At 62.0% G+C, this 24,214-nt stretch carries 22 protein-coding genes; 9 read left to right on the forward strand and 13 right to left on the reverse strand.

Translation table 11 applies throughout. From position 1 onward, the window contains the following. Nucleotides 1–13: 13 nt before the first annotated feature. Nucleotides 14–2,428 carry a UvrD-helicase domain-containing protein gene (locus tag LNV06_RS07060; protein ID WP_263537560.1) on the reverse strand — a complete coding sequence of 805 codons (2,415 nt, stop codon included), beginning with the start codon at nt 2,426–2,428 and terminating at the stop codon, nt 14–16. A gap of 42 nt (nt 2,429–2,470) precedes the next feature. Between LNV06_RS07060 and LNV06_RS07065 the strand changes: the two genes are divergently transcribed. Beyond that, a complete protein-coding gene (locus LNV06_RS07065; RefSeq protein ID WP_263537561.1) occupies nt 2,471–2,899 on the forward strand; it encodes a YchJ family protein in 429 nt (142 codons plus the stop codon). Between the two features lie 15 nt (nt 2,900–2,914). On the opposite strand, the gene LNV06_RS07070 is transcribed toward LNV06_RS07065, so the two are convergent. After that, nucleotides 2,915–3,322, reverse strand: coding sequence for a hypothetical protein (locus LNV06_RS07070; RefSeq protein ID WP_263537562.1), 408 nt, complete (start codon nt 3,320–3,322; stop codon nt 2,915–2,917). Between the two features lie 216 nt (nt 3,323–3,538). On the opposite strand from LNV06_RS07070, the gene LNV06_RS07075 reads away from it, so the two are divergent. Beyond that, nucleotides 3,539–4,270 (forward strand): pseudouridine synthase, encoded by a 732-nt coding sequence (locus LNV06_RS07075; RefSeq protein WP_263537563.1) that lies wholly within the window; start codon nt 3,539–3,541, stop codon nt 4,268–4,270. An 81-nt stretch (nt 4,271–4,351) separates the two neighbouring features. Next, nucleotides 4,352–5,236 (forward strand): EamA family transporter RarD, encoded by an 885-nt coding sequence (gene rarD / locus LNV06_RS07080; RefSeq protein WP_263538314.1) that lies wholly within the window; start codon nt 4,352–4,354, stop codon nt 5,234–5,236. Nucleotides 5,237–5,262: 26 nt separating this feature from the next. On the opposite strand, the gene ahpF is transcribed toward rarD, so the two are convergent. From ahpF to lysA, 3 genes are all read right to left on the reverse strand, one after another. Then, on the reverse strand, nt 5,263–6,828 hold the full coding sequence (gene ahpF / locus LNV06_RS07085) for an alkyl hydroperoxide reductase subunit F (protein ID WP_263537564.1): 1,566 nt from the start codon (nt 6,826–6,828) through the stop codon (nt 5,263–5,265). 190 nt (nt 6,829–7,018) lie between these two features. Further along, complete coding sequence (ahpC, locus tag LNV06_RS07090; protein WP_263537565.1) at nt 7,019–7,582, reverse strand: alkyl hydroperoxide reductase subunit C; 564 nt, start codon at nt 7,580–7,582, stop codon at nt 7,019–7,021. A gap of 193 nt (nt 7,583–7,775) precedes the next feature. Further along, a complete protein-coding gene (gene lysA / locus LNV06_RS07095) occupies nt 7,776–9,032 on the reverse strand; it encodes a diaminopimelate decarboxylase (RefSeq protein WP_263537566.1) in 1,257 nt (418 codons plus the stop codon). A gap of 135 nt (nt 9,033–9,167) precedes the next feature. Here lysA and LNV06_RS07100 point away from each other — a divergent pair, with 135 nt between their 5' ends. Further along, entirely contained in the window at nt 9,168–10,094 is a 927-nt protein-coding gene (locus LNV06_RS07100) for a LysR family transcriptional regulator (RefSeq protein ID WP_263537567.1), read from the forward strand. Nucleotide 10,095: 1 nt separating this feature from the next. Here the strand turns inward: LNV06_RS07100 and folE2 are convergent, their stop codons facing one another. From folE2 to LNV06_RS07120, 4 genes are all read right to left on the reverse strand, one after another. Next, complete coding sequence (folE2, locus tag LNV06_RS07105; RefSeq protein WP_263537568.1) at nt 10,096–10,890, reverse strand: GTP cyclohydrolase FolE2; 795 nt, start codon at nt 10,888–10,890, stop codon at nt 10,096–10,098. A 115-nt stretch (nt 10,891–11,005) separates the two neighbouring features. Then, nucleotides 11,006–12,940 (reverse strand): 1-deoxy-D-xylulose-5-phosphate synthase, encoded by a 1,935-nt coding sequence (gene dxs, locus LNV06_RS07110; RefSeq protein ID WP_263537569.1) that lies wholly within the window; start codon nt 12,938–12,940, stop codon nt 11,006–11,008. A 13-nt stretch (nt 12,941–12,953) separates the two neighbouring features. Continuing rightward, nucleotides 12,954–13,814 (reverse strand): polyprenyl synthetase family protein, encoded by an 861-nt coding sequence (locus LNV06_RS07115; protein ID WP_263537570.1) that lies wholly within the window; start codon nt 13,812–13,814, stop codon nt 12,954–12,956. Nucleotides 13,815–13,843: 29 nt separating this feature from the next. Next, complete coding sequence (locus LNV06_RS07120; protein WP_263537571.1) at nt 13,844–14,095, reverse strand: exodeoxyribonuclease VII small subunit; 252 nt, start codon at nt 14,093–14,095, stop codon at nt 13,844–13,846. Between the two features lie 307 nt (nt 14,096–14,402). Here LNV06_RS07120 and LNV06_RS07125 point away from each other — a divergent pair, with 307 nt between their 5' ends. The 4 genes from LNV06_RS07125 (at nt 14,403) to LNV06_RS07140 (ending at nt 17,952) form a co-directional block, all read left to right on the forward strand. Beyond that, the gene (locus LNV06_RS07125) at nt 14,403–15,530 is read left to right on the forward strand and encodes an aromatic ring-hydroxylating oxygenase subunit alpha (RefSeq protein WP_263537572.1); all 1,128 of its coding nucleotides are present in this window, start codon (nt 14,403–14,405) and stop codon (nt 15,528–15,530) included. 104 nt (nt 15,531–15,634) lie between these two features. Beyond that, the gene (locus LNV06_RS07130; RefSeq protein ID WP_263537573.1) at nt 15,635–16,543 is read left to right on the forward strand and encodes a DMT family transporter; all 909 of its coding nucleotides are present in this window, start codon (nt 15,635–15,637) and stop codon (nt 16,541–16,543) included. Further along, nucleotides 16,540–17,400: a sulfurtransferase gene (locus LNV06_RS07135; protein WP_263537574.1), complete on the forward strand. Its 861-nt coding sequence runs from the start codon at nt 16,540–16,542 to the stop codon at nt 17,398–17,400. The genes LNV06_RS07130 and LNV06_RS07135 overlap by 4 nt, the downstream gene beginning before the upstream one ends. A gap of 117 nt (nt 17,401–17,517) precedes the next feature. Then, on the forward strand, nt 17,518–17,952 hold the full coding sequence (locus LNV06_RS07140) for a universal stress protein (RefSeq protein ID WP_263537575.1): 435 nt from the start codon (nt 17,518–17,520) through the stop codon (nt 17,950–17,952). A gap of 58 nt (nt 17,953–18,010) precedes the next feature. Here the strand turns inward: LNV06_RS07140 and LNV06_RS07145 are convergent, their stop codons facing one another. Then, nucleotides 18,011–18,790 carry a ZIP family metal transporter gene (locus tag LNV06_RS07145; RefSeq protein ID WP_263537576.1) on the reverse strand — a complete coding sequence of 260 codons (780 nt, stop codon included), beginning with the start codon at nt 18,788–18,790 and terminating at the stop codon, nt 18,011–18,013. 266 nt (nt 18,791–19,056) lie between these two features. Here LNV06_RS07145 and ppx point away from each other — a divergent pair, with 266 nt between their 5' ends. Beyond that, the gene (gene ppx, locus LNV06_RS07150) at nt 19,057–20,667 is read left to right on the forward strand and encodes an exopolyphosphatase (RefSeq protein WP_263537577.1); all 1,611 of its coding nucleotides are present in this window, start codon (nt 19,057–19,059) and stop codon (nt 20,665–20,667) included. A 52-nt stretch (nt 20,668–20,719) separates the two neighbouring features. Here the strand turns inward: ppx and LNV06_RS07155 are convergent, their stop codons facing one another. The 3 genes from LNV06_RS07155 to LNV06_RS07165 are packed head-to-tail and all read right to left on the reverse strand — an operon-like array spanning nt 20,720 to nt 24,174. Continuing rightward, the gene (locus LNV06_RS07155; protein WP_263537578.1) at nt 20,720–21,181 is read right to left on the reverse strand and encodes a SixA phosphatase family protein; all 462 of its coding nucleotides are present in this window, start codon (nt 21,179–21,181) and stop codon (nt 20,720–20,722) included. A 22-nt stretch (nt 21,182–21,203) separates the two neighbouring features. Beyond that, entirely contained in the window at nt 21,204–23,255 is a 2,052-nt protein-coding gene (gene ppk1 / locus LNV06_RS07160; RefSeq protein ID WP_263537579.1) for a polyphosphate kinase 1, read from the reverse strand. A 4-nt stretch (nt 23,256–23,259) separates the two neighbouring features. After that, entirely contained in the window at nt 23,260–24,174 is a 915-nt protein-coding gene (locus LNV06_RS07165) for a UDP-2,3-diacylglucosamine diphosphatase (RefSeq protein WP_263538315.1), read from the reverse strand. Nucleotides 24,175–24,214 lie beyond the last annotated feature (40 nt).

The raw sequence follows: 24,214 nt of genomic DNA on the forward strand, positions 1-24,214 counted from the left end.
TGCGCGGCAGAACTTAGTCGATCGGCGTCAGCTTGGCCACGCTCAGCGCCAGCCACTTCATGCCGTGACGACCAAAGTTGACCTGCGCCCGAGCATCGGCACCGCTGCCCTCCAGCGTTAGCAACACGCCTTCGCCAAACTTGGTGTGGAAGACGCCCTTGCCGACCTTGAGTCCGCCATGTTCATCGGCCACCTTTTGCGCGGCCGCCTGCTTCATGCTCTTGGGCACCGGGGTGGTGTCATAAACGGGCTTCTCGACCCGGCCGGCACCGACCATGGATTTGAGGCCCGAGCCCCGCTCCCAAGCGCTTTGATATTCCTTGGCAAAACCGGAGCCAAAGCCCTGGTTGCGCGGCGTCAGCCACTTCAGCGCGGCTTCCGGCAACTCATCAAAGAAACGGCTCTTGACGTTGTAGCGGGTCTGGCCGTGCAGCATGCGGGTTTGGCTGAAGGCCAGATACAAGCGCTGGCGCGCGCGGGTGATGGCCACATACATCAGGCGCCGCTCTTCCTCCAGGCCGTCGGTGTCGGACATTGAGTTCTCATGCGGGAACAAGCCCTCTTCCAAGCCGGTGATGAAGACCGCGTCGAACTCAAGGCCCTTGCTGGAATGCACCGTCATCAATTGCACTGCGTCCTGGCCGGCCTGCGCCTGGTTGTCGCCCGCTTCCAAAGAGGCGTGGGTCAAGAAGGCCGCCAGCGGCGACATGATCTCGCCGGTTTCAGCATCGGGCGTGAAGTTGGCCGGCGCGACCGCCGCAGGAAAGCCTTCGGAGATGGCGCCGGGCGACAGCTCGTCGACGGGCAGCGCCACGGCATCCTTGCCAAAGCCTTCTTGGGTCACAAAAGCTTCGGCGGCGTTGATCAGTTCGCCCAAGTTTTCCAGCCGCTCGGCGCCGTCTTTGTCGTTACGGTAATGCTCGTTCAGGCCGGAGACTTCCAGGATCTGCTCGATGATCTCGCGCAGCGTCAGTCCAGTTGTGAGGTTACGGGTTGAGTCGATCAGGTTGGTGAAGCCCTGTAAATTGCTGCCCGCCTTGCCAGCTACCGCGCCGACGCTTTGGTAGAGGCTGCGGCCGGACATGCGGGCCGCGTCCTGCAGCAACTCGATGGCGCGCGCGCCGATGCCACGGGTTGGGAAGTTCACCACCCGCAAGAAGCTGGTGTCGTCGTTGGGGTTCTCGAGCAGTCGCAGATAAGACAGCGCATGTTTCACTTCGGCACGCTCGAAGAAGCGCAGGCCGCCGTACACCCGGTACGGAATGCCTGCATTGAAGAGGGCCGACTCGATCACGCGCGACTGGGCATTGCTGCGGTAGAGCACCGCAATTTCCTTGCGATCCATGCCCTGGCGATGCAAGGCTTGCGCCTCCTCGATCAGCCACTGGGCTTCGGCGAAGTCGCTGGCCGCCTCATACACACGCACCGGCTCACCGGGCCCGGCCTCGGTGCGCAGGGTCTTGCCCAGGCGGCGACTGTTGCGGCTGATCAGCTCATTGGCCGAGTCGAGGATGTTGCCGAAGCTGCGGTAGTTCTGCTCCAGCTTGATGACCTTCTTGACGCGGTACTCACGCTCGAAGTCGGCCATATTGCCAACGCGCGCACCACGGAAGGCGTAGATGCTCTGGTCATCATCGCCCACCGCCACCACGCCTTGACCCTTACCCGGGGGCGCGAACATCTTCAGCCAGGCGTATTGCAGCTTGTTGGTGTCTTGGAACTCATCGACCAGCAGATGCTGGAAGCGACGCTGGTAATGGTCGCGCACCGCCGGGTTGTCGCGCAGCAACTCGTAGGAGCGCAGCATCAGCTCAGCAAAATCGACCACGCCCTCACGCTGGCATTGGTCTTCGTAGTTCTTGTAGATCTCGATCAGGGTCTTGGTCTGCTCGTCGCGGGGCTCGATATCGCCGGGGCGCTGCGCCTCTTCCTTGGCGCCGGCAATGAACCAGCCGACCTGCTTGGGCACAAAGCGCTCCTCGTCCAGCTTCATCGCCTTGATGACACGCTTGATGGCCGAGACCGAGTCAGAGGAGTCCAGAATCTGAAAGCCCTGCGGCAGGCCCGCCAGCTTCCAATGCGCGCGCAAAAAGCGATTGCACAGACCATGGAAGGTGCCAATCCACATGCCGCGCACATTCACCGGCAGCATGGCCGAAAGCCGCGTCACCATTTCCTTGGCGGCCTTGTTGGTAAAGGTCACCGCCATCACGCCGCCGGGCGTGACCTGGCCGGTTTGCATCAGCCAGGCGATGCGTGTGGTCAGCACCCGCGTCTTGCCCGAACCGGCGCCCGCCAGAATCAGGCAGGGCTCAGGCGGCGCGGTGACGGCCGCATATTGCTCGGGGTTGAGGTTCTTCAGAAGGCCTGTGCCTTCAACAGCCACGGGAGGGGCGGCGAACAAATCGTCTTGCGGGGGCAGGTTCATCGCCGCATTTTAGAGAGGCTCAGGCCTTGCTTTGGTTCAGGCATGATGCGCGGCACGATGATGGACCTCAATTCCCCCTGCCCCTGCGGCCTGAAGCAGCGCTACGGTCAATGCTGTGGTGCTTTTCACCAGCACTTTGCCGAGACCGGCGCTTTGAGCGGCACCTCTAGTGCGCCCACGGCCGAAGCGCTGATGCGCTCGCGTTACAGCGCCTATGTTTTGAATCTTCTGGACTATCTGCTGGCCAGCTGGCACCCCAGCACCCGCCCAGCAAGGCTTGAGCCCAACGAGCCAGGGCTCAAATGGTTGGGCCTGGAAGTAAAAAAGCATGTGCAGCAAGATGCTGAACATGCTTTGGTGGAGTTTGTCGCTCGCAGCAAGCTGGGCGGGCGGGCTTACCGGATGAGCGAACTGAGTCGCTTTGAGCGTGTCGATGGCGTCTGGCTGTATCTCGACGGCGAGGTGAACTGAAACGCCTGAGTCGGCTCAGGCGAATTCCTGGCGCACCAACATCGAGTTCAGGGCGCGCAAGGCCCACAGCAGCCCGGCGCTCACCACCAGGCAGCTGATGCCCAAGACCACCGGCGAACCGGCCAACCAGGGCAGCGCCGGCAGCGACACCAGGAACAAAGCCAGCAAGCCCAGCGACAAGCGGCGCGCCCATTCCAGGCGACGCAGCAAGCCTTGGCCGGCGGTCAAAGCGGCGCCAGATACCAGCAGCAAGACGAGCAGCCCGGCGATGCTCCAGCGCAGGTGCCCGGCGGCTGAAAATTCATTCACATGCCCCATCCAATAGCCCAGCAAGCACAGGCCTGAGAGGCCCGCAGCCATCAGCAGCCAAGCGACGGCGCTGACCAGAGGGGAACGATATCCAACGCGGAAGGTAATGGGCATGATGATCTCCTTGCGGCTTGGGCGGGTGCTGATGTCGTGGTGTGCTGCTGACCCTTGGCATGATGCGCGGGCCTTGTGACAGCATTCTTTCGATGCGCCTCGCAGCACACCATCCCCCCTGAATGGGGTCATCCGCGGCAATTAGGCGTTACTGTGTGCTTATGCTCGGCCAGGGGCGAATCTGGGCTCCGCCGAGGTAAGACTTCACAATGCCGTATGTTGCAAATCATCTACAGGGACGAGCATCTCGTCGCCATCAACAAACCCGCCGGCCTGCTGGTGCACCGCAGCAGCATCGCCGCGCAAGAGTCGGTCTTTGCGGTGCAACTGCTGCGCGATCAATTGGGTTGCCATGTCTGGCCAGTGCATCGCCTGGACCGCGGCACTTCAGGTCTGCTGCTGTTCGCCTTGAATGCCGAGGCCGCGTCCAGCTTGGGTCAGGCGTTTGAACAAGGCTTGGCTCGCAAGCGATACATCGCCCTGGTGCGGGGCTGGCCCGAAGAAGCCGGCGTGATCGAGCACCCTTTGGCGCGCGACCCTGAGCTACCGTCAGCGGGCCAGACCTTGCTGGAGTCTCGCACCGACTGGCAACGACTGGCCCGGGTGGAGTGGCCCTTCAGCGTCGACGGGCGCTTCCCCAGCAGCCGCTATGCCTTGGTCGAAGCGCAGCCACTCACTGGGCGGCGGCACCAAATTCGCCGCCACCTGCGCCATATCGCTCACCCCATCATCGGAGACGCCACACACGGCAAGGGCGCACACAACCGCGCCGTGGCCAATCATCTGGGTTTGCAACGCATGTGGCTGCATGGGCTGAGCTTGCAGATCCCTCACCCAGTCGAGCAAACGCTCTTGCAGCTGCAAGCATCGCTAGGACCCGAGTGGACGGATTTGCTCCAGCGGGGCGATTGGCAACACGATGCCAACTCGCCCTGGCAAGCGCCTTGAGCAAGCCGGGCGCCAGGCGGGCACAATCCAGCGCCAGCGCTTGGCCCGCATGACCCTCGAATCAAAGGATTGCCATTGAAGATTCAGCCCGGCATTGCCTACGCCGCCCTGGCCTATCTGGTCTGGGGCCTATTCCCGATCTATTTCAAATTGCTGGCGCAGGTGCCTTCGCTGGAAGTGGTGGCCCATCGCACGCTCTGGTGCATGGTCTTCATGCTGGGCTTGCTGACCCTGCTGCGGCGCTGGGCTTGGCTGGGCCCGGTGCTGCGCAGCCCCAAGGTGCTGGCGGCCTTTGCGGCCTCGGCCTTGCTGCTCTCGGTCAACTGGTTGACCTATGTCTGGGCTGTGCAGAACGACCATGTGCTGGACGCCAGCCTCGGCTACTTCATCAACCCGCTGGTCAATGTGGCACTGGGCTACTTGGTGCTGCATGAGCGGCCACGCTTTTGGCAGTGGGTGGCCGTGGGCTTGGCTGCGGCCGGTGTGCTCTGGCTGACGGTGTTGACCGGCAAGCTGCCTTGGGTCGCCCTGCTGCTGGCCGCCAGCTTTGGGGTCTACGGCCTGCTGCGTAAAGTCGCCAGCCTGGGGGCGCTGGAAGGTCTGGCGCTGGAGACCCTGCTGCTGACGCCATTGGCTGCAGTGGCCATGCTTTGGTGGACATCACAAGGACAAAGCGCTTTTGTGCAGGGCGAAACCAGCACCTTGCTGTGGCTTTTGCTGGCCGGCCCGCTGACCGCCCTGCCCTTGCTGCTGTTTGCTGCCGGCGCGCGCCGCATTCCGATGACGACGCTAGGCCTCTTGCAGTACATCTCGCCCAGCATTCAGTTCATGCTGGGCGTTTGGATGTATCACGAGGCCATGCAGCCGGCCCGCTTGGTCGGCTTTGCGCTGATCTGGACGGCGCTGCTGGTCTACAGCGGTGAAAGCTGGCTGCGCTCACGGCAGAGCAGCCCTGCTGTGAGCTAAGACGCGCCCTCCGCTTCAGGCCGCTTTCAGGCCGCCGCCGGCTGGCGCATCATGTAGTCAAACGCACCCAGGGCCGCCTTGGCGCCATCACCGGTGGCGATGATGATTTGCTTGAAGGGCACGGTGGTGGCGTCCCCGGCCGCGAACACGCCCGGCAGCGAGGTCTGGCCCTTGGCATCGACGACGATTTCGCCGTGCTTGCTCAACTCGACCACGCCCTTCAACCACTCGGTATTGGGCACCAAGCCGATCTGCACAAACACACCTTCCAGTTCGATGCGCTTGGCTTCGCCATTGCTGCGATCGGTGTAGTTCAGGCCATTGAGCTTGCCGCCCTCGCCGGTGAACTCGGTGGTTTGCGCCGAGGTGTGGATGCTGACATTGGGCAGGCTCTTGAGCTTGTTGACCAAGACCGCATCGGCACGCAGGGCCTCGCCAAACTCGATCAAGGACACATGGGCCACGATGCCGGCCAGATCGATGGCCGCCTCGACGCCGGAATTGCCGCCGCCAATCACCGCCACGCGCTTGCCCTTGAACAGCGGGCCATCGCAATGCGGGCAGTAAGCCACGCCCTTGTTTTTGTACTCCTGCTCGCCAGGCACATTGACCTGCCTCCAGCGCGCGCCGGTGGACAGAATCACCGAACGAGCCTTCAGTGAGCCGCCATTGGCCAGCTTCACCTCGACCAAGCCGCCCGGCTCGGTTGCGGGAATCAGCTGTTCAGCACGCTGCAGATTCATGATCTCGACGTCGTATTCCTTGACGTGCGCTTCCAGCGCGGCCGCGAACTTTGGTCCATCGGTCTCCAGCACCGACACATAGTTTTCGATCGACATGGTGTCGTTAACCTGACCGCCAAAACGCTCGGCGGCAATGCCCGTGCGAATGCCCTTGCGTGCGGCGTACACGGCCGCAGCGGCACCGGCGGGGCCACCGCCGACGATCAGCATGTCAAACGGGGCCTTCTCGCTCAGCTTGGCCGCTTCACGGGCTGCCGCGCCAGTGTCGAGCTTGGCAACGATTTCTTCCACGCTCATCTTGCCGGCGCCAAAGACCTGGCCGTTCAGATAGATGCTGGGCACGGCCATGATCTCGCGAGCATTGACCTCGTCCTGGAACAAGCCGCCGTCCACCACCACGGTCTTGACCTTGGGGTTGAGCACGGCCATCAGACTGAGGGCCTGCACCACGTCCGGGCAGTTGTGGCAGGTCAGGGACATATAGACCTCGAAGCTGAACTCGCCGTCCAAGCTCTTGATCTGCTCGATCGTTTCGTCCGACACCTTGGGCGGATGGCCACCCACCCACAGCAGAGCCAACACCAGCGAGGTGAACTCATGACCCAAGGGAATGGCGGCAAAGCGCAGCTTCATGTCCGAACCGATGCGGTTCAGGCTGAAGGATGGGCGGCGCTCGTCTTGACCGTCGGTCTTCAAGGTGATCTTGTCAGACATCGCGCTGATGTCTTGCAGCAAGCTCAGCAACTCGGCCGAGGCGGGCCGGTCATCCAAGCTGGCAATGATCTCGAAGGGCTGCGTGACGCGCTCGAGGTAAGCGTGCAGCTGTGACTTCAGATGGCTGTCCAACATGGCGGATCCTTTCGTGGGTTTATTCAGGCGTGGCGCTTCAAGCCACTCTGAAACTGCCCGAAAAGACCAGGACAGTTTCAGCGTGGCTCGGAGGAGTTTTCCGAGCGGAGCCCCTGGCACCGGCTTTGCCGGCCCAATGGGCTCGTCCCTAGGCGGGGAGGAGCGCCGCAGGCGCTCCGGGGGTCGATCATTAGATCTTGCCGACCAGGTCCAGCGAAGGCGTCAGCGTCTTGGCGCCGTCGTTCCACTTGGCGGGGCACACTTGGCCAGGGTTGGCGGCGGTGTAGCGAGCGGCCTTCAGCTTGCGCAGGGTTTCCTTGACGTCGCGAGCGATTTCGTTGGAGTGCACTTCAGCGGTCTTGATCACGCCATCTGGATTGATCACGAAGGTGCCGCGCAGGGCCAGGCCTTCTTCTTCGATGTGCACGCCGAAAGCGCGTGTCAGGGCGTGAGTTGGGTCACCCACCAGCGGGAACTTGGCCTTGCCCACGGCAGGCGAAGTCTCGTGCCACACCTTGTGCGAGAAATGCGTGTCGGTGGTGACGATGTAGACCTCGGCGTCAGCCTTCTGGAACTCGGCGTAGTGCTCAGCGGCGTCTTCCACTTCGGTCGGGCAGTTGAAGGTGAAAGCGGCCGGCATGAAGATCAGCACGGACCACTTGCCCTTCAGGCTGGCGTCAGAGACTTCAATGAACTTGCCGTTGTGAAAGGCTTGGGTCTTGAAAGGCTGGACTTGGGTATTGATCAGCGACATGGCTATCCCTTTGCGTTGGTGGTGAAAAGAAAAACAATCAAAACTTGCTATGAGTGAATCATATGAGCAAGTAGAAGCTCTTAGTTTTGATTAATCAAATCACCCTCATTGCCTGAGCCTATGGGCCCCCAGTGTTTCGCCTAAAAGTGAAGCCTTTTGACCCATGAATGGGTGGAGCAAAGTCACGAAAGCGTCACAAAGACTCCAGGGCCAATAGCTCTTCCACCGTTTGGCGGCGGCGAATCAGGCGCTCGCTCGCGCCGTCCACCAAGACCTCGGCGATCAAGGGCCGGCTGTTGTAGTTGCTGGACATGGACGCGCCATAGGCGCCGGTGTCATGGATCAGCAGCAAATCCCCCACCTGCGCCTCAGGCAGTTCACGCGGCAGCACCACGCCGCCATCGCCTTGGGTGAACACATCGCCCGATTCGCACAAAGGCCCCGCCACTACGCTGGCGCGCTGCGGCCGGCTTCCTCCATCGGCAGGGATAAGGCTCATCTCATGGTGACTGCCGTACATAGCGGGCCGCATCAGCTCGCTGAATCCCGCATCAACCAAGACAAAGTGATTGTTCCCCGCGTCCTTGGTCGCGCGCACCTCGGTGATCAGCACCCCGGACTCGGCCACCAGATAACGCCCCGGCTCGATCTCCAAGGCCAAGGGATGGCCCAGCAAGGCCTCCGCCTGCTTGCGGGCCGCGTCCCAGAGTCCAAAGTAATGCGCGGTGTCGATCAAGGGTTCGCCGGCACGGTAAGGAATGGACAAACCGCCGCCCGCCGAGATCGCCAGCAGGTCATGACCCGCTGCTTGGGTCTGACGCACCAAGCCCACCATGGCCCCGCAGACCTCGGACAGATGCGCGTAATCAACGCCCGAGCCAATGTGCATGTGCAGGCCGATCAGCTTCAAGCCATGCTGGCGAACCGCATGAAGCGCCGCCAACAAATCGCTGTGCCAGATGCCATGTTTGCTGTGCTCGCCGCCGGTGTTGGTCTTGTTGCTATGGCCATGGCCAAAGCCCGGATTGATGCGCAACCAGACCGCATGGCCGGGCGAGCGCTCACCCAACTGATGCAGCATGTCGATGGAACCGGCGTTCACCGGAATCTGGTGCTCGACCACCGTGTCCAGCGTGGCGTGATCAAACAAGTCGGCGGTGAAAACGATGTCGCTGTGCAGCGCATCTTTCTGCGCCCCAGCGCTGAAGCCAGCAGCGAGTGCGCGCAGCACTTCGCCGCGTGAGACTGAGTCCACTTTGACGCCCTGCTCCCGCATCAGCCGCAGCAGATGGGTGTTGGAGCAGGCTTTTTGCGCGAAGCGGATGGTGTCAAACGCCCGCAAGGCGGCGATGCGCTCGCGAATCGTGCCCGCGTCATAGACCCACAAAGGGGTTCCGAACTGAGCGGCGAGCGATTGAATGCGGCTGGGCGTCAAGGTGGTGGCGGGCATGGGAGTTCTTTTCTAGAAGTCGACGGGCTGCAAAGGCGCGAGTATTCGCACCGACCTGGGCAGGATGCCAGCCTCAGTCCATTCATTCAAATATCTATTTATTCAACACTCATTCAATTTCGATATGCTTCACGCATGAACCCAGAAATCAGCCTGCGTCACATCGAAGTCTTCCGTGCCGTCATGACCGCCGGCAGCGTCACCGAAGCCGCCCTGCTGCTGCGCAGCTCGCAGCCGACGCTGAGCCGCGAGCTGGCGCGGCTGGAGCAACTGCTTGGCTATGCCTTGTTCGAGCGTCAACGCGGCCGCCTGCGCGCCACCGCGCGGGGCCTGGCTTTGTTCGAGGAAGTGCAGCGCAGCTTCCAGGGTCTGGACCGCATCCGCAGCCGCGCCGCGCAACTGGGGCGGGACGAGCAAGTGCAGCTGGCCGTGCTCTGCCTGCCGGCGCTCAGCCATGCCCTGCTGCCGGCCGCCTGCGCCGACTTTCTGGCTGCACACCCGGCGGCGCAGCTATCGATCACGCCGCAGGAGTCCCCACTGCTGGAGGAGTGGATGGCGGCGCAGCGCTTCGATCTGGGCCTGAGTGAGCAGCAAACGCAGATCGCCGAAGGAACGCAGCGGGTGCCGGTGTTGACTCTGGATGAGGTGTGTGTGCTGCCGGCGGGCCACCGCTTGTTGGAGCGCCGGGTCTTGACACCCGAAGATTTTCAGGATGAGGACTTCATCAGCCTCTCGCCCGAAGACCCTTATCGACTGCAACTCGACGCCCTGTTCGCCGAGACGGGCGTGCAGCGGCGCTTGCGGGTGGAAACACACAGCGCGGTGGCGGTCTGCGCCCTGGTTCAGCAAGGGCTTGGCCTGGCCATCGTCAATCCCTTGACGGCCTTGGCCTTGGCTGGACAAGGCCTGCAACTGCGGCGCTTCGGCAAGTCCGTGCCCTTCCAGGTTTCGGCCCTGCTGCCGCTATACCGGCCGGCACAGCCGCTGGCGCAGAGCTTTTTGCGGACGTTACAAGCTCAGGCTGAGCGCCTGAGCCGAGCATTGGAGCAAGCGCTTCACTGACTCAAAGCCGCTCGATGCGCGCGTAAGCCGAGTGGTTGTGGATGGACTCGAAGTTCTCGACGTCCACCGTGTAACGGCCGATACGCGGATCGGCGTTCAGGCGCAGGGCCACATCGCGCACCAGATCCTCGACAAACTTGGGGTTCTCGTAAGCGTGCTCGGTGATCCACTTCTCATCGCTGCGCTTCAGCAAAGGCCAGATTTCGCTGGAGGCGCTTTCTTCGGCGAAACGCACCAGTTCTTGCCAACTGACCGGTTGGGCACCGATTTCGGCACGCACCGTCACGAGTGAGCGCTGGTTGTGGGCGCCGTAGTCAGAGATCTCTTTGGAGCAAGGGCACAGGCTCTTGACCGGCACCGCCACCTCGGCCCAAACCGTGGTCTGGCCAGCGCGGGTTTCCGAAATCAGGCGGCCTTGGTAGTCCAACAGACTCTCAATGCCCGAAACCGGCGCACGCTTGCGGATGAAGAAGCTAAAACCCACCTCGATGCGGCCTTCGACGGCTTCCAACTTGCTCAGCATCTGAGCATGCAATTCACGCAGCGAGGCTGCGTCCAGAGGCGCCTGCAAGGCATCCAGCCAAGCGACGAAGCGGGACATATGCGTGCCCTTCTTCTCGGCGGGCAGACTCACATCCAAGGTCCAGGTGCCGACGGTCGGCTGGGCCTGCGTGCCGATCAAGATCTGCAGCGGGTAGCGCACATCCTTGACGCCGACGCGCTGGATGACGAGATGGCGCTCATCGCGCTCGCTCTGGGTGTCGGGAATATGGAGAGCGCTGGTGACTTGGTTCATGCAATCGGGGGCGCGGCCTGCCGAAGCGGCCGCTGTGTTTACGGGCTAACCCTAGGTACTACAGCTTGCCAGCAAGCCACCAACCTTGCTAGAGCAAGGTTTTGCTTTCTCAGCATCACTGGTTGGCGGCTTGTCGCAACAGACTGGGCCGGGCGCCAAAGCGTTTGAGAATGGCTTGTTCAATGCCGCTGGCGTCCAGGCCGCAAGCGGCCATCAGCTTGGGCACTTCGCCGTGCTCGACGAATTCATCGGGCAGACCCAGCACCAAGATCGGCGGGTTGAGGCCGGCCGCTTGCAAGGCTTCCATCACCGCCGAGCCGGCGCCGCCCATGACGCAACCATCTTCCACGGTGACGATGGCATCGTGACTGCGAGCCAACTCGGTGACCAACTCGACATCCAGCGGCTTCACGAAACGCATATTGGCCACGGTCGCGTCGAGTTGCTCGGCTGCCGTCAAAGCCGGATAGAGCAAGGTGCCGAAGGCCAGAATTGCAATGCGCGGCGCGCCAGCGGCGCCATTGAGTTGTGGCTTGCTCGATTCGCGACGCACCTCGCCCTTGCCCCAGGGCAAGAGGCTCATGGTCTTTTGAACTTCGGTGCCCACACCCGCGCCACGCGGATAGCGCACCGTCACAGGACCGCTGTGTTGGAAGCCGGTGTAGAGCGCCTGCCGGCATTCGTTTTCATCCGCCGGAGTCAGCACCGCCATATTCGGAATGCAGCGGGTAAAGGCAATGTCGTAATTGCCCGCATGGGTGGCGCCATCGGCCCCCACCAGTCCCGCGCGGTCCAGCGCGAACAGCACCGGCAGATTCTGCAAGGCCACGTCGTGGATCAATTGATCGTAGGCGCGTTGCAAGAAGGTGGAATAAATCGCCACCACCGGCTTCATGCCTTCGCAAGCCATGCCGCCGGCGACCGTCACCGCATGCTGCTCGGCGATGCCGACGTCGTGGTAGCGGGTCGGGAAACGCTTGTGGAATTCCACCATGCCCGAACCTTCCCGCATGGCCGGCGTGATGCCGATCAAGCGGCTGTCGGCCTCGGCCATATCGCAGAGCCAGTCACCGAAGACCTGCGTAAAACTGGTCTTGGCTGGCGTTGCCGATTTGACGAAGCCCACCGAGGGATCAAAGATGCCGGGTGCGGCGTGGTACTTGACCGGGTCTGCCTCGGCCAGCTTGTAGCCCTGGCCCTTCTTGGTCACCACATGGAGGAACTGCGGGCCTTTTTTGCTGCGCAGGTTTTCCAGGGTCGGGATCAAGGCATCGAGATCATGTCCGTCGATCGGGCCGACATAGTTGAAGCCGAACTCCTCGAAGATGGTGCCGGGCACGACCATGCCCTTGGTGTGCTCTTCAAAGCGCTTGGCGAATTCGTAGAGCGGCGTATTCTTCAACACCGACTTGGCGCCTTCACGTGCCGAGGCGTAGAAGCTGCCACTCATCAAGCGCGCGAGGTATTTGTTCAGCGCACCGACTGGAGGACTGATCGACATATCGTTGTCGTTCAGGATCACCAGCACATCACCCATCACGCCGCCATGGGCAACGCCGGCATTGTTCAAGGCTTCGAAAGCCATGCCGGCCGTCATCGCCCCATCGCCAATGATGGCCACGGCCTTGCGGTCCTCACCCTTGATCTTGGCGGCCATGGCCATGCCATGAGCGGCCGAAATCGAAGTGCTGGAATGGCCGGTGCCGAAGGTGTCGTATTCGCTCTCGTCACGGCGAGGGAAACCGCTGATGCTGCCGGCGTGGCGGATCGTCTTCAAAGCCTCACGGCGACCAGTCAGCACCTTGTGCGGATAGGTTTGATGACCCACGTCCCAAACCAAGCGGTCATGCGGCGTGTTGAACACATAGTGCAGGGCCACGGTCAACTCGACAGTGCCGAGGTTGGAGCCCAGATGGCCGCCGATGCGCGAGTTGGACAAAGCGTCCAACACATAAGCACGCAGCTCACCGGCCAGCTTGGGCAATTCGCTGCGCGGCAGACGACGCAGATCGGCCGGACTGTCAATGGTGTGCAGCAAGGGATAGCTCATAGAAATCTGCCTCTCAGCTGTCGCGCTCGACGACCATATCGGCCAACAGGCTCAACCACGCCGTGCCGGTCAATCCACTATTCGCCAGAGCCTGCTGCGCTTGAGTCCGCAATTGCTGGGCCAAGTCGCGCGCCGGCTGCAGGCCCAAAATGCTGACATAGGTGGGCTTGTTGGCGTCTTGATCCTTGCCCGCCGTTTTGCCGAGCACGCTGGAGTCTTGCGTGACATCCAGGATATCGTCCACCACCTGAAAGGCCAGGCCGAGGGCGGCACCGTACTCGGCCAAGGCCGCCGTCGCTTTGTCACTGCAAGGGCCACAAGCGGCACCCATCATCACACTGGCTTGCAAGAGCACGCCGGTCTTGCGGCGGTGCATATCGCGCAAGGTGCACTCATCTAACTGCTTGCCCACGCTGGCCAAGTCGATGGCTTGCCCACCGGCCATGCCGGCATGGCCCGCTGAGCGCGCCAAGAGCGCGCAGAGGCGAGCTTGCAATGCAGGCTCAACGCCACTGTCGGGCGTCAAAACATCAAAAGCCAAAGCCTGCATGGCATCGCCCGCCAACATGGCTTGAGCTTCGCCAAATTTCACATGCACCGTGGGCTTGCCGCGGCGCAAGACATCATCATCCATGCAGGGCATGTCGTCATGCACCAAGGAATAGGCATGAATCAACTCCACCGCACAGGCGGCGCGCATCGCAGCCTCGGCGTCACCAGCCACCGCTTCAGCCGTGGCCAAAACCAAGAGCGGCCGCAGACGCTTGCCGCCGTCCAAGACCGCATAACGCATGGTCTCACCCAGGCCCGCAGGCGCATCGATGGGCACAAAACCCTCCAGGGCCGCCTCACACGCAGCGAGTGATCGCTGCATCCATTGTTCAAATACTCCGGCATCCACGCTCAGGACTCTCCCCATTGTTTCAATCCCTCGCCCTCCAGCACCTTGACTTGTTGTTCTACGGCCTGAAGGCGCGAGCGGCAGAATCCCAGCAGTTCTGCCCCACGTCGGTAACTCTCAAGTAACTGATCCAGCGGCAACTGCCCCGCCTCCATATCGGCCACCAAGCGCTCCAGCTCGACGAGCGCTTGCTCGTAGCTGGGGGCGATTGCGTCCTTGGACGCGCTCTTGGTGCTGCTGCTGGATCGGGTCATTTCGATAGGCGAAAGCTGCGATTGTAGTCAGAGCCCCTGTGACATCTGTCACCCGGCCGCCACGGCGAGTGCCAAGCCTGCTGTGTGGGCTTGGGCCAAGTTCCTTCCCGCGGGTACAATCGCGCCCTTTCTGTGCTGGCCCATGCTTGGGGCACAGGATCTTTTCTTATTTCGCGACCCCGGCATCTGAATTCATAGCGCCGGCACTGGAATCCCCCCCGGGCTCGCATCCGGGCTCGCGACAGGCGCCCAACCAAGCGCCCATGCAAGCGCCTCAGGCGAGGATTCTTGGAGACCCCATTGGATCATGTCCGAACTGAGTATTTCCCTCTCAGCGATTGAGCGCAGCACCCAGCTTGACGCCAAGACGCAGCTTCCTGTCACGTCCTATTTCGACGAAGACCTGTTCCGTAGAGAACAAGAACTAATCTTTCAGCACGGCCCCCGCTATCTGGGCCATGCCCTGGCAGTGCCCGAGGTGGGCGACTATTACGCCCTGCCCCAAGAAGGTGAAGGCCGGGCACTGGTGCACACGCCCCAAGGCCTGGAACTTATCTCCAATGTCTGCCGGCATCGCCAAGCGGTGATGTTGCGAGGCCGCGGCAACACGCGCAGCAATATTGTTTGCCCGTTGCACCGCTGGACCTACGACCTCAAGGGCGAATTGATCGGTGCACCGCACTTCGACCACGACCCCTGCCTGAACCTGAACCGCTACAAGCTGCGCGAGTGGAACGGCCTGCTGTTCGAGGATAACGGTCACGACGTGGCCACTGAGTTGAAGAACCTGAGCGTCGCCAAGGACTTGGACTTCTCCGGCTATGTGCTGGACAAAGTGCACGTCCATCAGTGCGACTACAACTGGAAGACCTTTATCGAGGTCTATCTGGAGGACTACCACGTCGGCCCCTTCCACCCAGGCCTGGGCCAATTCGTTACCTGCGATGACTTGAGCTGGGAAATGGGCCGCCACCACTCGGTGCAAAAGGTGGGGATTCACAAAGACCTGGCAAAACCCGGATCGCCGGTCTATCAGCGCTGGCACGACCAGTTGTTGAAGTTCCGTGGCGGCGCCACGCCAGAAGCTGGGGCGATCTGGCTCACTTACTACCCGCACATCATGGTGGAGTGGTATCCGCATGTACTGGTGGTCTCCACCCTCTTCCCCAAGGGCCCGCAGCAGACCGACAACATCGTCGAGTTCTACTACCCCGAGGAAATTGCCGCCTTCGAGCGCGACTTCGTAGAGGCCCACCAGGCCGCCTATATGGAAACCTGCGTGGAGGACGATGAAATCGCTTTGCGTATGGACGCCGGACGTCGTGCCTTGATGGAGCGCGGCGACAACGAGGTCGGCCCCTACCAAAGCCCGATGGAAGACGGCATGAAGCACTTCCACCAGTGGTATCGGCGTGAGATGAAGTTCCCAGGCTGAACTTTTCTCGTCCGCCAGGCAATGACACCAAGGCCCTGCGCAGCAAACTGCCAGGGCCTTGCTCATTTTGGGGTCGCTCTAGAGTGGCTGGCCATAATGCCGCCATGTCCGCACCCTTGATGATGATTTGCGCCACCTTCTTGTTCGCCAGCATGGGGGTCTGCGTCAAGCTTGCTTCGGCCTTTTACGATGCCGGCGAGATCGTGATGTACCGCGGCCTCATCGGCGCCGTGCTGATTGGCACCTTCACCCTGCTGCGTGGCCAAAGCCTGCGCACCACCGTGCCTGCCTTGCACTTTTGGCGCAGTCTGTCGGGGGTGTTTGCGCTGTCGCTGTGGTTCTATGCAATTGGCAAACTGCCTCTAGCCACGGCCATGACCCTGAACTACATGTCCTCGGTCTGGATGGCACTCTTTTTGATTGGCGGCGCCATCATGATGGGCAGCGCCCGTGTGGACAGTCGTCTGGTCGCTGCTGTGCTGCTGGGCTTTGTCGGCGTCGCCATGGTGCTGCGGCCGACGTTGGATCAGCAGCAACTCTGGCACGGCATGGCCGGTCTGCTCTCCGGCATGCTGGCGGCACTGGCCTATCTACAAGTAACAGCCTTGGGCCGAGCCGGCGAGCCGGAATACCGCATCGTGTTCTATTTTTCGCTGGGCGGCGCCATAGCCGGCGCCATCAGCACGCTGGCGCTCAGCTGGAGTGAGAACAGCCCACCTCATGGCCACGGCCTGAAGGGCGCAGCGCTGCTCTTGGCGGTGGGTCTGCTCGCCACCGCCGCGCAGGTATTGATGACCCGCGCCTATGCCCAGGGCAAGACCCTGGCGATTGCCTGCTTGCAATACCTGGGCATTGTGTTTTCCTTTCTTTATGGCGCCTTGCTCTTCCAAGACCCGATCACGCCCTGGGCCTTGGGCGGCATGGTCTTGATCATCATCGCCGGCGTCGCCGCCACCTTGCTGCGCGCCTCCAGTACTCCACCCGACAGTCAACACACGGTCAACGAATCATGACGAATGCTTCACAGATTTTTCGCACCCTGATTTCAAGCGCGGAACTGCAGGCCCTGAGCCCGGCACCGCTCTTGATCGACGTCAGCTTCGAGCTGAGTGATATCGAGGCCGGCGAAGCCGCCTACCAGCAAGCCCATCTGCCCGGCGCCCATTACCTGCACCTAGAGCGCGATCTCAGCGGTAGCAAAACCGACGCAAAAGGCCACTTCAAAGGCCGCCATCCGCTGCCGCAGCGCGAGGCCTTTGCCCTGAGGATGAAAGCACTGGGCCTGAGCCAAACCACCCAAGTGGTTGCCTATGACGGCCAAGGCGGCATGTACGCGGCGCGCCTGTGGTGGATGCTGCGCTGGCTGGGTCATGCCGAGGTAGCGGTGCTGGATGGCGGCACACAAGCGTGGCTGGCTGCAGGCGGCGCTATGAGTAGCGAGCGCCCCACCACAGAACCCGGCAACTTTGAGCCCAAAGCCAGCTTGGTCGAGCAAGTCTCAGCCGAGCAACTGCAGGCCCGACTGGGCCAGGTACGGCTGATCGACGCTCGCGCACCGGAGCGCTTTCGCGGCGAAGTCGAGCCGCTGGACAAACAAGCGGGGCACATTCCAGGCGCCAGCAATCGCCTCTTCAAAAACAATCTGCAAGCCGATGGCCGCTTCAAATCCAGCGAGGTCTTGCGTGCCGAATTTGTGCCCATGCAAGCACCGTTCGAGCCCTCACAAGTGGTGCACCAATGCGGCTCCGGCGTGACCGCCTGCCACAACCTCTTGGCCATGGAGCATGCGGGCCTGAGCGGCTCCCTGCTCTACCCCGGCTCCTGGAGTGAGTGGTCCTCAGACCCCGCCCGGCCGATCGCCCAGGGTTAAGCAGACTGGCCTTTGAACTTGACATAGCGCAAGATCGTCGCCGCGAAACCACGCGACACTGATCTTGCTCGTTAGGCTTGCGCTCAAGCCGAAACCCATTCCAACAGGAGGTTTGTCATGTTCAAGCGAATTCTTGTCCCGACCGATGGTTCCGAAATCAGCAGCAAGGCACTCGATGTTGCCATTGGCATGGCACGCATCCACGGCTCAACCCTGCATGCGCTGAGCGTCAAAGAGCCCTTCCCTTACAGCGCGGTATCGGAAATGCAGCCGACCCCGCCGCAAGAGTTTTTTGATGCCCAAGAACGGATTGCTTCGGCTCGCATCAAGGCTGTTTTGGCCGCCGCCGACACCGCAGGCGTGACGTGCGAAGGCCACACCATCGAAGCGCTGCACGCTTGGGAGGCCATCATCGAACACGCCAGCAACAAGCAATGCGATCTGGTCGTGATGGCCTCACACGGCCGTCGTGGCGTCCAGGCCTTGCTGCTGGGCAGCGAGACGCAGAAAGTGCTGACCCACTGCACGATTCCCGTGCTGGTCGTCCGCTAAGCCCCAAGCTTTTTTGCACCGCGCATCGCCTCGATGCGTGGCGTTTTGTTTTCTAGCCTCAGTGTTGGTGGCCAGAGACGGCCACCACCAGCACCACCAAGCCCAAGCCTCCCGCCAACCAGGCCAATTGCAAGGCCGTTTCACGCCAAGGTAGGCGGCGCTGCAATTGCGGAATCAAGTCGGCCACCGCGACATAAACGAAGCTGGAACTGGCCGCGACCAGCAAGTAGGGGAACAGGCTCTCCCAGGGCCCGACCACAAAGTAGCCGAGCACCCCACCGGCCACCGCCGCCAGACCAGAAATCGCATTGAACAAAAGCGCCTTGCCGCGCGAAAAGCCAGCGTTCAAGAGCACGATGTAATCCCCAACTTCCTGCGGAATCTCGTGCGCGACGATGGCCAAAGAGGTCACCAAACCCAGATGGGGGTCGGCCAAAAATGCCGCTGCAATGATGATGCCGTCACAGAAGTTGTGGATGGAGTCCCCCACCAGCACGCTCATCCCACCCCGCCCCGCTTGCTCACTGTCGAAATGATGATGGTGGTGATGGCCATCGCCTTCGTGATGATGGTTGTGGCGATACAGCTCCGCCTTTTCCAGCAGGAAAAAGAACATCAGGCCGCCCAGCAAGACCATGAACAAAGAATGCGGGCTGGCCTTGCTCTCAAAAGCCTCAGGCAAAACGTGCAGAAGAGCCGTCCCCAGCAATACGCCGGTGGACAAGCCCACCAAATTTTTGACCACGCGCCCCAGCAGGCTGACCGTCAGACTGGCGGCAATCAGTACCGACAAGAGCCCGCCCGAGAGGGTGGCCAGTACGATGTAAAAAAGAGTCATGTTTTTCCAGTGAGCGACTCGCCAAAACAAGAACCGCGCCCAGGCGGCGCGGATGTCTTGGCTCAAGCCCGAAGGTTCAAAGGCTTGGTGCAGGTCCGCATCTTATCAATCGTGTCAAGTACAGCCGCATTTCGGGGCGATCGGAGCCGCTCAAGGCGCCTCAAACCACCCAAGTCTTCAAGCACTGCCACCGGAGGTGTTGCAAGCGCCATCGAAAGCTGGGCGCTGACCCAAATTTGACGTCTTTTGCATCGACAATCGCGCGCATGAATTTGCCTGCCGCCGCCAAGACCCAAGACACTGCCCTGCTGTCAGCCCAAGAGCTAGACCCCAAGCAGCACACCAAGCTGGACAAAACACCGAACCCGGCACTGAACCCCACGCAAGCCGCCCCGCTCGCGGCCATTGACATGGGTTCCAACAGCTTCCGCCTGGAAATCGCGCACATGCCGCGGGGCCAATACCGGCGCATGGAGTACTTGAAAGAGACGGTTCGCTTGGGTGCCGGTCTCGACAGCGAAGGCATGCTGACCGAAGCTGCGATGCAGCGCGGGCTCGATTGCCTGCGTCGCTTTGCACAGCGCCTGGTCGGTTTCCCTGCAGCGCGCGTTCGCGCCGTAGCGACCCAGACTTTGCGTGAGGCCAAAAACCGCAACGCCTTTTTGGAGCGCGCCAAGGAAGCCCTGGGCTACCCGATCGAGATCATCTCGGGCCGTGAGGAGGCTCGCCTAATCTTCGCAGGCGTCGCACGCCTGCAGCCGTCCAACCGGACTCGCCTGGTGATCGATATCGGCGGACGCTCCACCGAGATGATTCTGGGCAAAGGCCGCAAGCCGCTGACCGCCGAATCCTTTCAAGTCGGCAGCGTCAGCCTGTCGCTGCGTTTCTTCCCGGATGGCAAGTTCACGCCTGAAGCCTTCAGAGCCGCCCAGGTGGCAGCCGGTGCCGAGTTGGAAGAAGCGCTGACCTTGTTCAAACCCTCTATGTGGCAAGAGGCCTTGGGCTCTTCAGGCACGGTGGGCGCCGTGGCGCAGATTCTTGCCGCCAGCGGTGTGACCGACGGTCGCATCACCCCTGAAGCCTTGCGCTGGTGCATGGAGCAGGCGCTGGCCGCCGGCAGCATGGACAAGCTCAAGCTGGCCGGCCTGAAAGAAGACCGCCGGGCCGTGGTGGGCGGCGGCCTGTGCATCCTCTACACCTTGCTGACCCAGTTCGGCATTGATGAGTTGATGCCGGCCAAGGGTGCGCTACGCCAAGGCGTGATCTTCGATCTGGTTGAGCGACTGGAGGCCGAGAACGCCGCAGCCTTAGGTCTGACGGGCGCCGACATGCGCGACGCCTCGGTGCTGGCGCTGCAACGCCGTTTCTCGGTCGACATGCCGCAAGCGCAACGTGTGGGAGATGTGGCCAAACATGTCTACGCTCAGCTGCAGCCGCGCGCCACACGCGAGCGTCAGCGTGAGCTGGCCTGGGCGGCGGCTCTGCATGAAATCGGCATGATGGTGTCGCACCACGACCACCATCGCCACAGCGCCTATTTGCTGGCCCATGTGGACGCAGCCGGTTTCTCCCAAGACCAGCTCAAGCGCCTGGGCAATCTGGCCCTGGCTCAACGCGGCGGTTTGCGCAAATTAGACGGCCTCTTGGGCGACGAGAGTCTGCTCTGGCAGTTGTTCAGCCTGCGCTTGGCCTTAATCAAATGCCATGGCCGCGACAAGGTGGACCCGAGCGCCCTGAGCCTGACGCGGCAAGGGCATCGAGTGCGACTGAGCTTGCCCAAGAACTGGGCGACGCTACGCCCGCGCACCTACTTTTTGCTGCAAGAAGAAGCGGTCGCCTGGACCCGCAGCGGCATCTTGGAACTCGTGCTGGCCTGATCAGCCTGGCGGTGGGCGCGTCGGCGTTTGCCGCCGCAACAGCCGGTGCGCTTTACAAAAAGTCAGCCGACTGCACGGCCTGCAGCACCACTTCAGAATGGCCGTCGCGGGTGCGTGAGCGCAGCCACCAAACGGCGGCTTTCTTGACCGACCAAGCCAGGTCTTGCCCGGTCAGCAAGCGCGCCGCAAGCAGGCCCAAGGTCGGTTGATGCCCGACCAGCAAGACCGGCTCCAGCGCATTCGGCCAGCGAGCCGCCGCCAGCAGGTCATCAACGCTGGCATCCGGTGCAATGGAAGGGACGATGCGCACCTCGCGCCCCAAGGCTTCGGCGGTGCTGCGGGTGCGCTGCGCCGGGCTGACCAAAACGCGGGTGGTCGCCGCCATGCGCTGATTCAGCCAATCCGACATGCGTTGCGCCTGCCGCTCACCCTTGGGCGTGAGGCAACGTTGCAGATCCGTACTGCCTTCTTTCAAGAGCTCGGCCTCTGCATGGCGCCACAAGATCAGATCCATCGCAAGTTCCCTTTGGCTCGACTCAGTCTGCCGAGTAGCGACGCATCAAGGCCTGCTGAGCGCTCTGGCCTTTTTCAGAGACTCGCGCCGAGCGACCATCCGGGCCCAGTTGCCAAGCATCCAAGCTGTCATGCAGATAGGGCTGCAGGCCTTCATCAATCACGCGCTGGCGCAGCTTGCTGTCGCGCACCGGCCAGGCCACCTCAATGCGGCGGAACATATTGCGGCTCATCCAATCGGCGCTCGACAGGTACAAGGCCTCATTTTCCTCGCTGGGACCCCAGCGGAAATAGCAGATGCGGGTGTGCTCCAAGAAACGTCCCACCACCGAGCGCACCAAGATGTTGTCGCTGACCCCGGGCAGACCCGGCGGCAACATGCAGGCCCCACGCACAATCAAATCGATCTTGACGCCGGCTTGACCGGCTTTCAACAAACCGTCGATCAGCTCGGCATCGGTCAGCGCATTGATCTTGACCACCACCCGCGCCGGCAGCCCGGCTCGCGCCGCCTCGGCCACTTGCGCCAGGTGCTCCATCATGCGGCTGTGTAGATTGAAGGGCGCCAAGAGCAATTGACGCGGCATCTTGATCTTGCCCAGCGAGGCCAGTTGGCGGAACACCGAGTCGGCATCCGAGGTCAGCTCGGGGTCAGCGGTCAAATAGCCCAGGTCGGTATAAAAGCGTGCCGTCCTAGGGTTGTAATTGCCGGTCGACAAATGGGCATAACGCCTGAAACGATTGCCTTCGCGGCGCGTCACCAAGAGCAGCTTGGCATGCGTCTTAAACCCGACAATGCCGTACACCACTTGGGCGCCCACAGCCTCCAGGCGCTCGGCCCAGTTGATGTTTGCTTCTTCGTCAAAGCGCGCCTTCAACTCCACCACGGCCATCACTTCTTTGCCGCGTCGCGCCGCTTCAATCAAGAGGTCCATCAACACCGACTTGCTGCCGGTGCGATAAATGGTCTGCTTGATCGCCATGACCTCAGGGTCTTCCACCGCCTCGCGCAAAAACTGCACCACCGGGTCGAAGCTCTCAAAGGGATGATGCAAGAGCACGTCGCCTTTGCGCAGCCGGTCGAAGATGGACTTCTGGCGCGGCAGCCGACCTTGCGGCCAGACGGGTTCATGCGGCTCAAAGCGCAAGGCCGGCGCGTCGGTCTGGTCGATCAATTCATTCAAACGCACCAGATTGACCGGGCCATTGACCCGGTACAGCGCCGCCGCCGGCAAGCCGAACTGCTCCAGCAGGAACTGCGCCAATTCGGTCGGGCAGCTGTTGACGACTTCCAGTCGCACCGCCACACCGAAGTGGCGAGTGGTCAGGCCCGAACGCAAGGCATGGCGCAGATTCGCAATCTCTTCCTCATCGACCTCCAGATCGGAGTCGCGGGTGACGCGGAATTGCGAAAACGCCTCGACCTTGCGACCCGAGAACATGTCTTCCAAATGAGCGCGAACCACGCTGGTCAGGAGCACGAAGGCTTGCTGACCTTCGCTCACCGCGGCGGGCAACTTGATCACCCGCGGCAAGACGCGCGGCACCTTGACGATGGCAATGCGGTTGTCGCGGCCGAAAGCGTCTTTGCCCGACAAGCGGGCAATGAAGTGCAGCGACTTGTTGGCCACTTGGGGGAAGGGGTGCGCCGGGTCCAAGCCCACCGGCACCAGCAACGGGCGCACCTCGCGCTCGAAGAACTTGGCCACCCAAGCACGCTGGGCCTCATTGCGATCGGCGTGGTTGAGGATGACGATGCGCTCTTCACGCATCTTGGGCGCCAACTGCTCATTGAAGATGGCGTACTGCTCGTCGATCAAGGCATGGGCCAGACGCCCCACCCGCTCCACGTCGCGGTTGCTGACCATGCTGTCCGGGTCGCGCGCTGCGTCCAGCATATCGGCGAAGCGGACCTCGAAGAACTCATCCAGATTGGAGGAGACGATGCAGATATAGCGCAGGCGCTCGAGCAGCGGAACATCCAGCCGCTGCGCTTGAGCCAAGACGCGCCGATTGAATTCGAGAATGGCTTGCTCGCGATTGAGCAAAGCGACGGGAGTGCTTTCTAGGGTCATCGCCCTATTTTAGGGCCGTGACGGCCGCACTTGCGGAGGCGCTAACCGATACCCCTTGCAGACCGCTGGGGGCCATAGCCTGAGCGCCGACCCGCCGGTCCAAGGCGCTCCAATCGAGGATTTCCAAGCGTCCATCGGCATGCTCGACCAAGGCCGTCAGGCTTTCCACCCAGTCGCCATCATTGGCATACAAGACACCATCGATCTCGCGCAACTCGGCATGGTGAATATGGCCGCAGACGACGCCGTGCACCCCGCGCTTGCGCGCCTCTTTGGCCACCGCCACCTCAAAGTCGGAGATGAAGCTGACCGCACGCTTGACCTTGAGCTTCAAGTATTTGGACAAGCTCCAATAGGGCAGGCCCATGCGAGCGCGCAGACGGTTCAAATAGCTGTTCAGCTTGAGGGTGAATTCATAGGCCGTGTCGCCCACATGGGCCAGCCATTTGGCGCACTGGATCACGCCGTCGAACAAGTCGCCATGGGTGACCCAGAGCTTGCGGCCATCGGCCGTCTCGTGGATCCATTCATGCGCCACCTCAATGCCGCCAAAGCTGTGGTGCAGGTATTTGCGGGCGAACTCGTCATGGTTGCCCGGGATGAAGATCACGCGGCAGCCCTTGCGCGCCTTGCGCAAGAGTTTTTGCACCACATCGTTGTGGGCCTGCGGCCAGTACCAGTTTCGACGCAGCTGCCAGCCGTCGATGATGTCGCCGACCAAGAACAGCTGTTCGCACTCGACCTCGCGCAAAAACTCCAGCAAAGCCTCTGCCTGGCAGCCAGGCGTGCCCAGATGGACGTCGGAAATCCAGACCGTTCGATAGCGCTGGCTGCCTACTTCTGCAGCAAGTGCTTCCGGCGATTCGGGTTCAACGGCGAGGGCGGCGGCGGCTCGCGCCAGGGCGTGGTCGTGCTGCATGGCATGCACTGTGAGGGCCGGCCATGTCGGCGGCATGGCA

Origin of the sequence: Paucibacter sp. Y2R2-4 (assembly GCF_025717535.1) — a bacterium.
GTDB lineage: Bacteria > Pseudomonadota > Gammaproteobacteria > Burkholderiales > Burkholderiaceae_C > Paucibacter_A.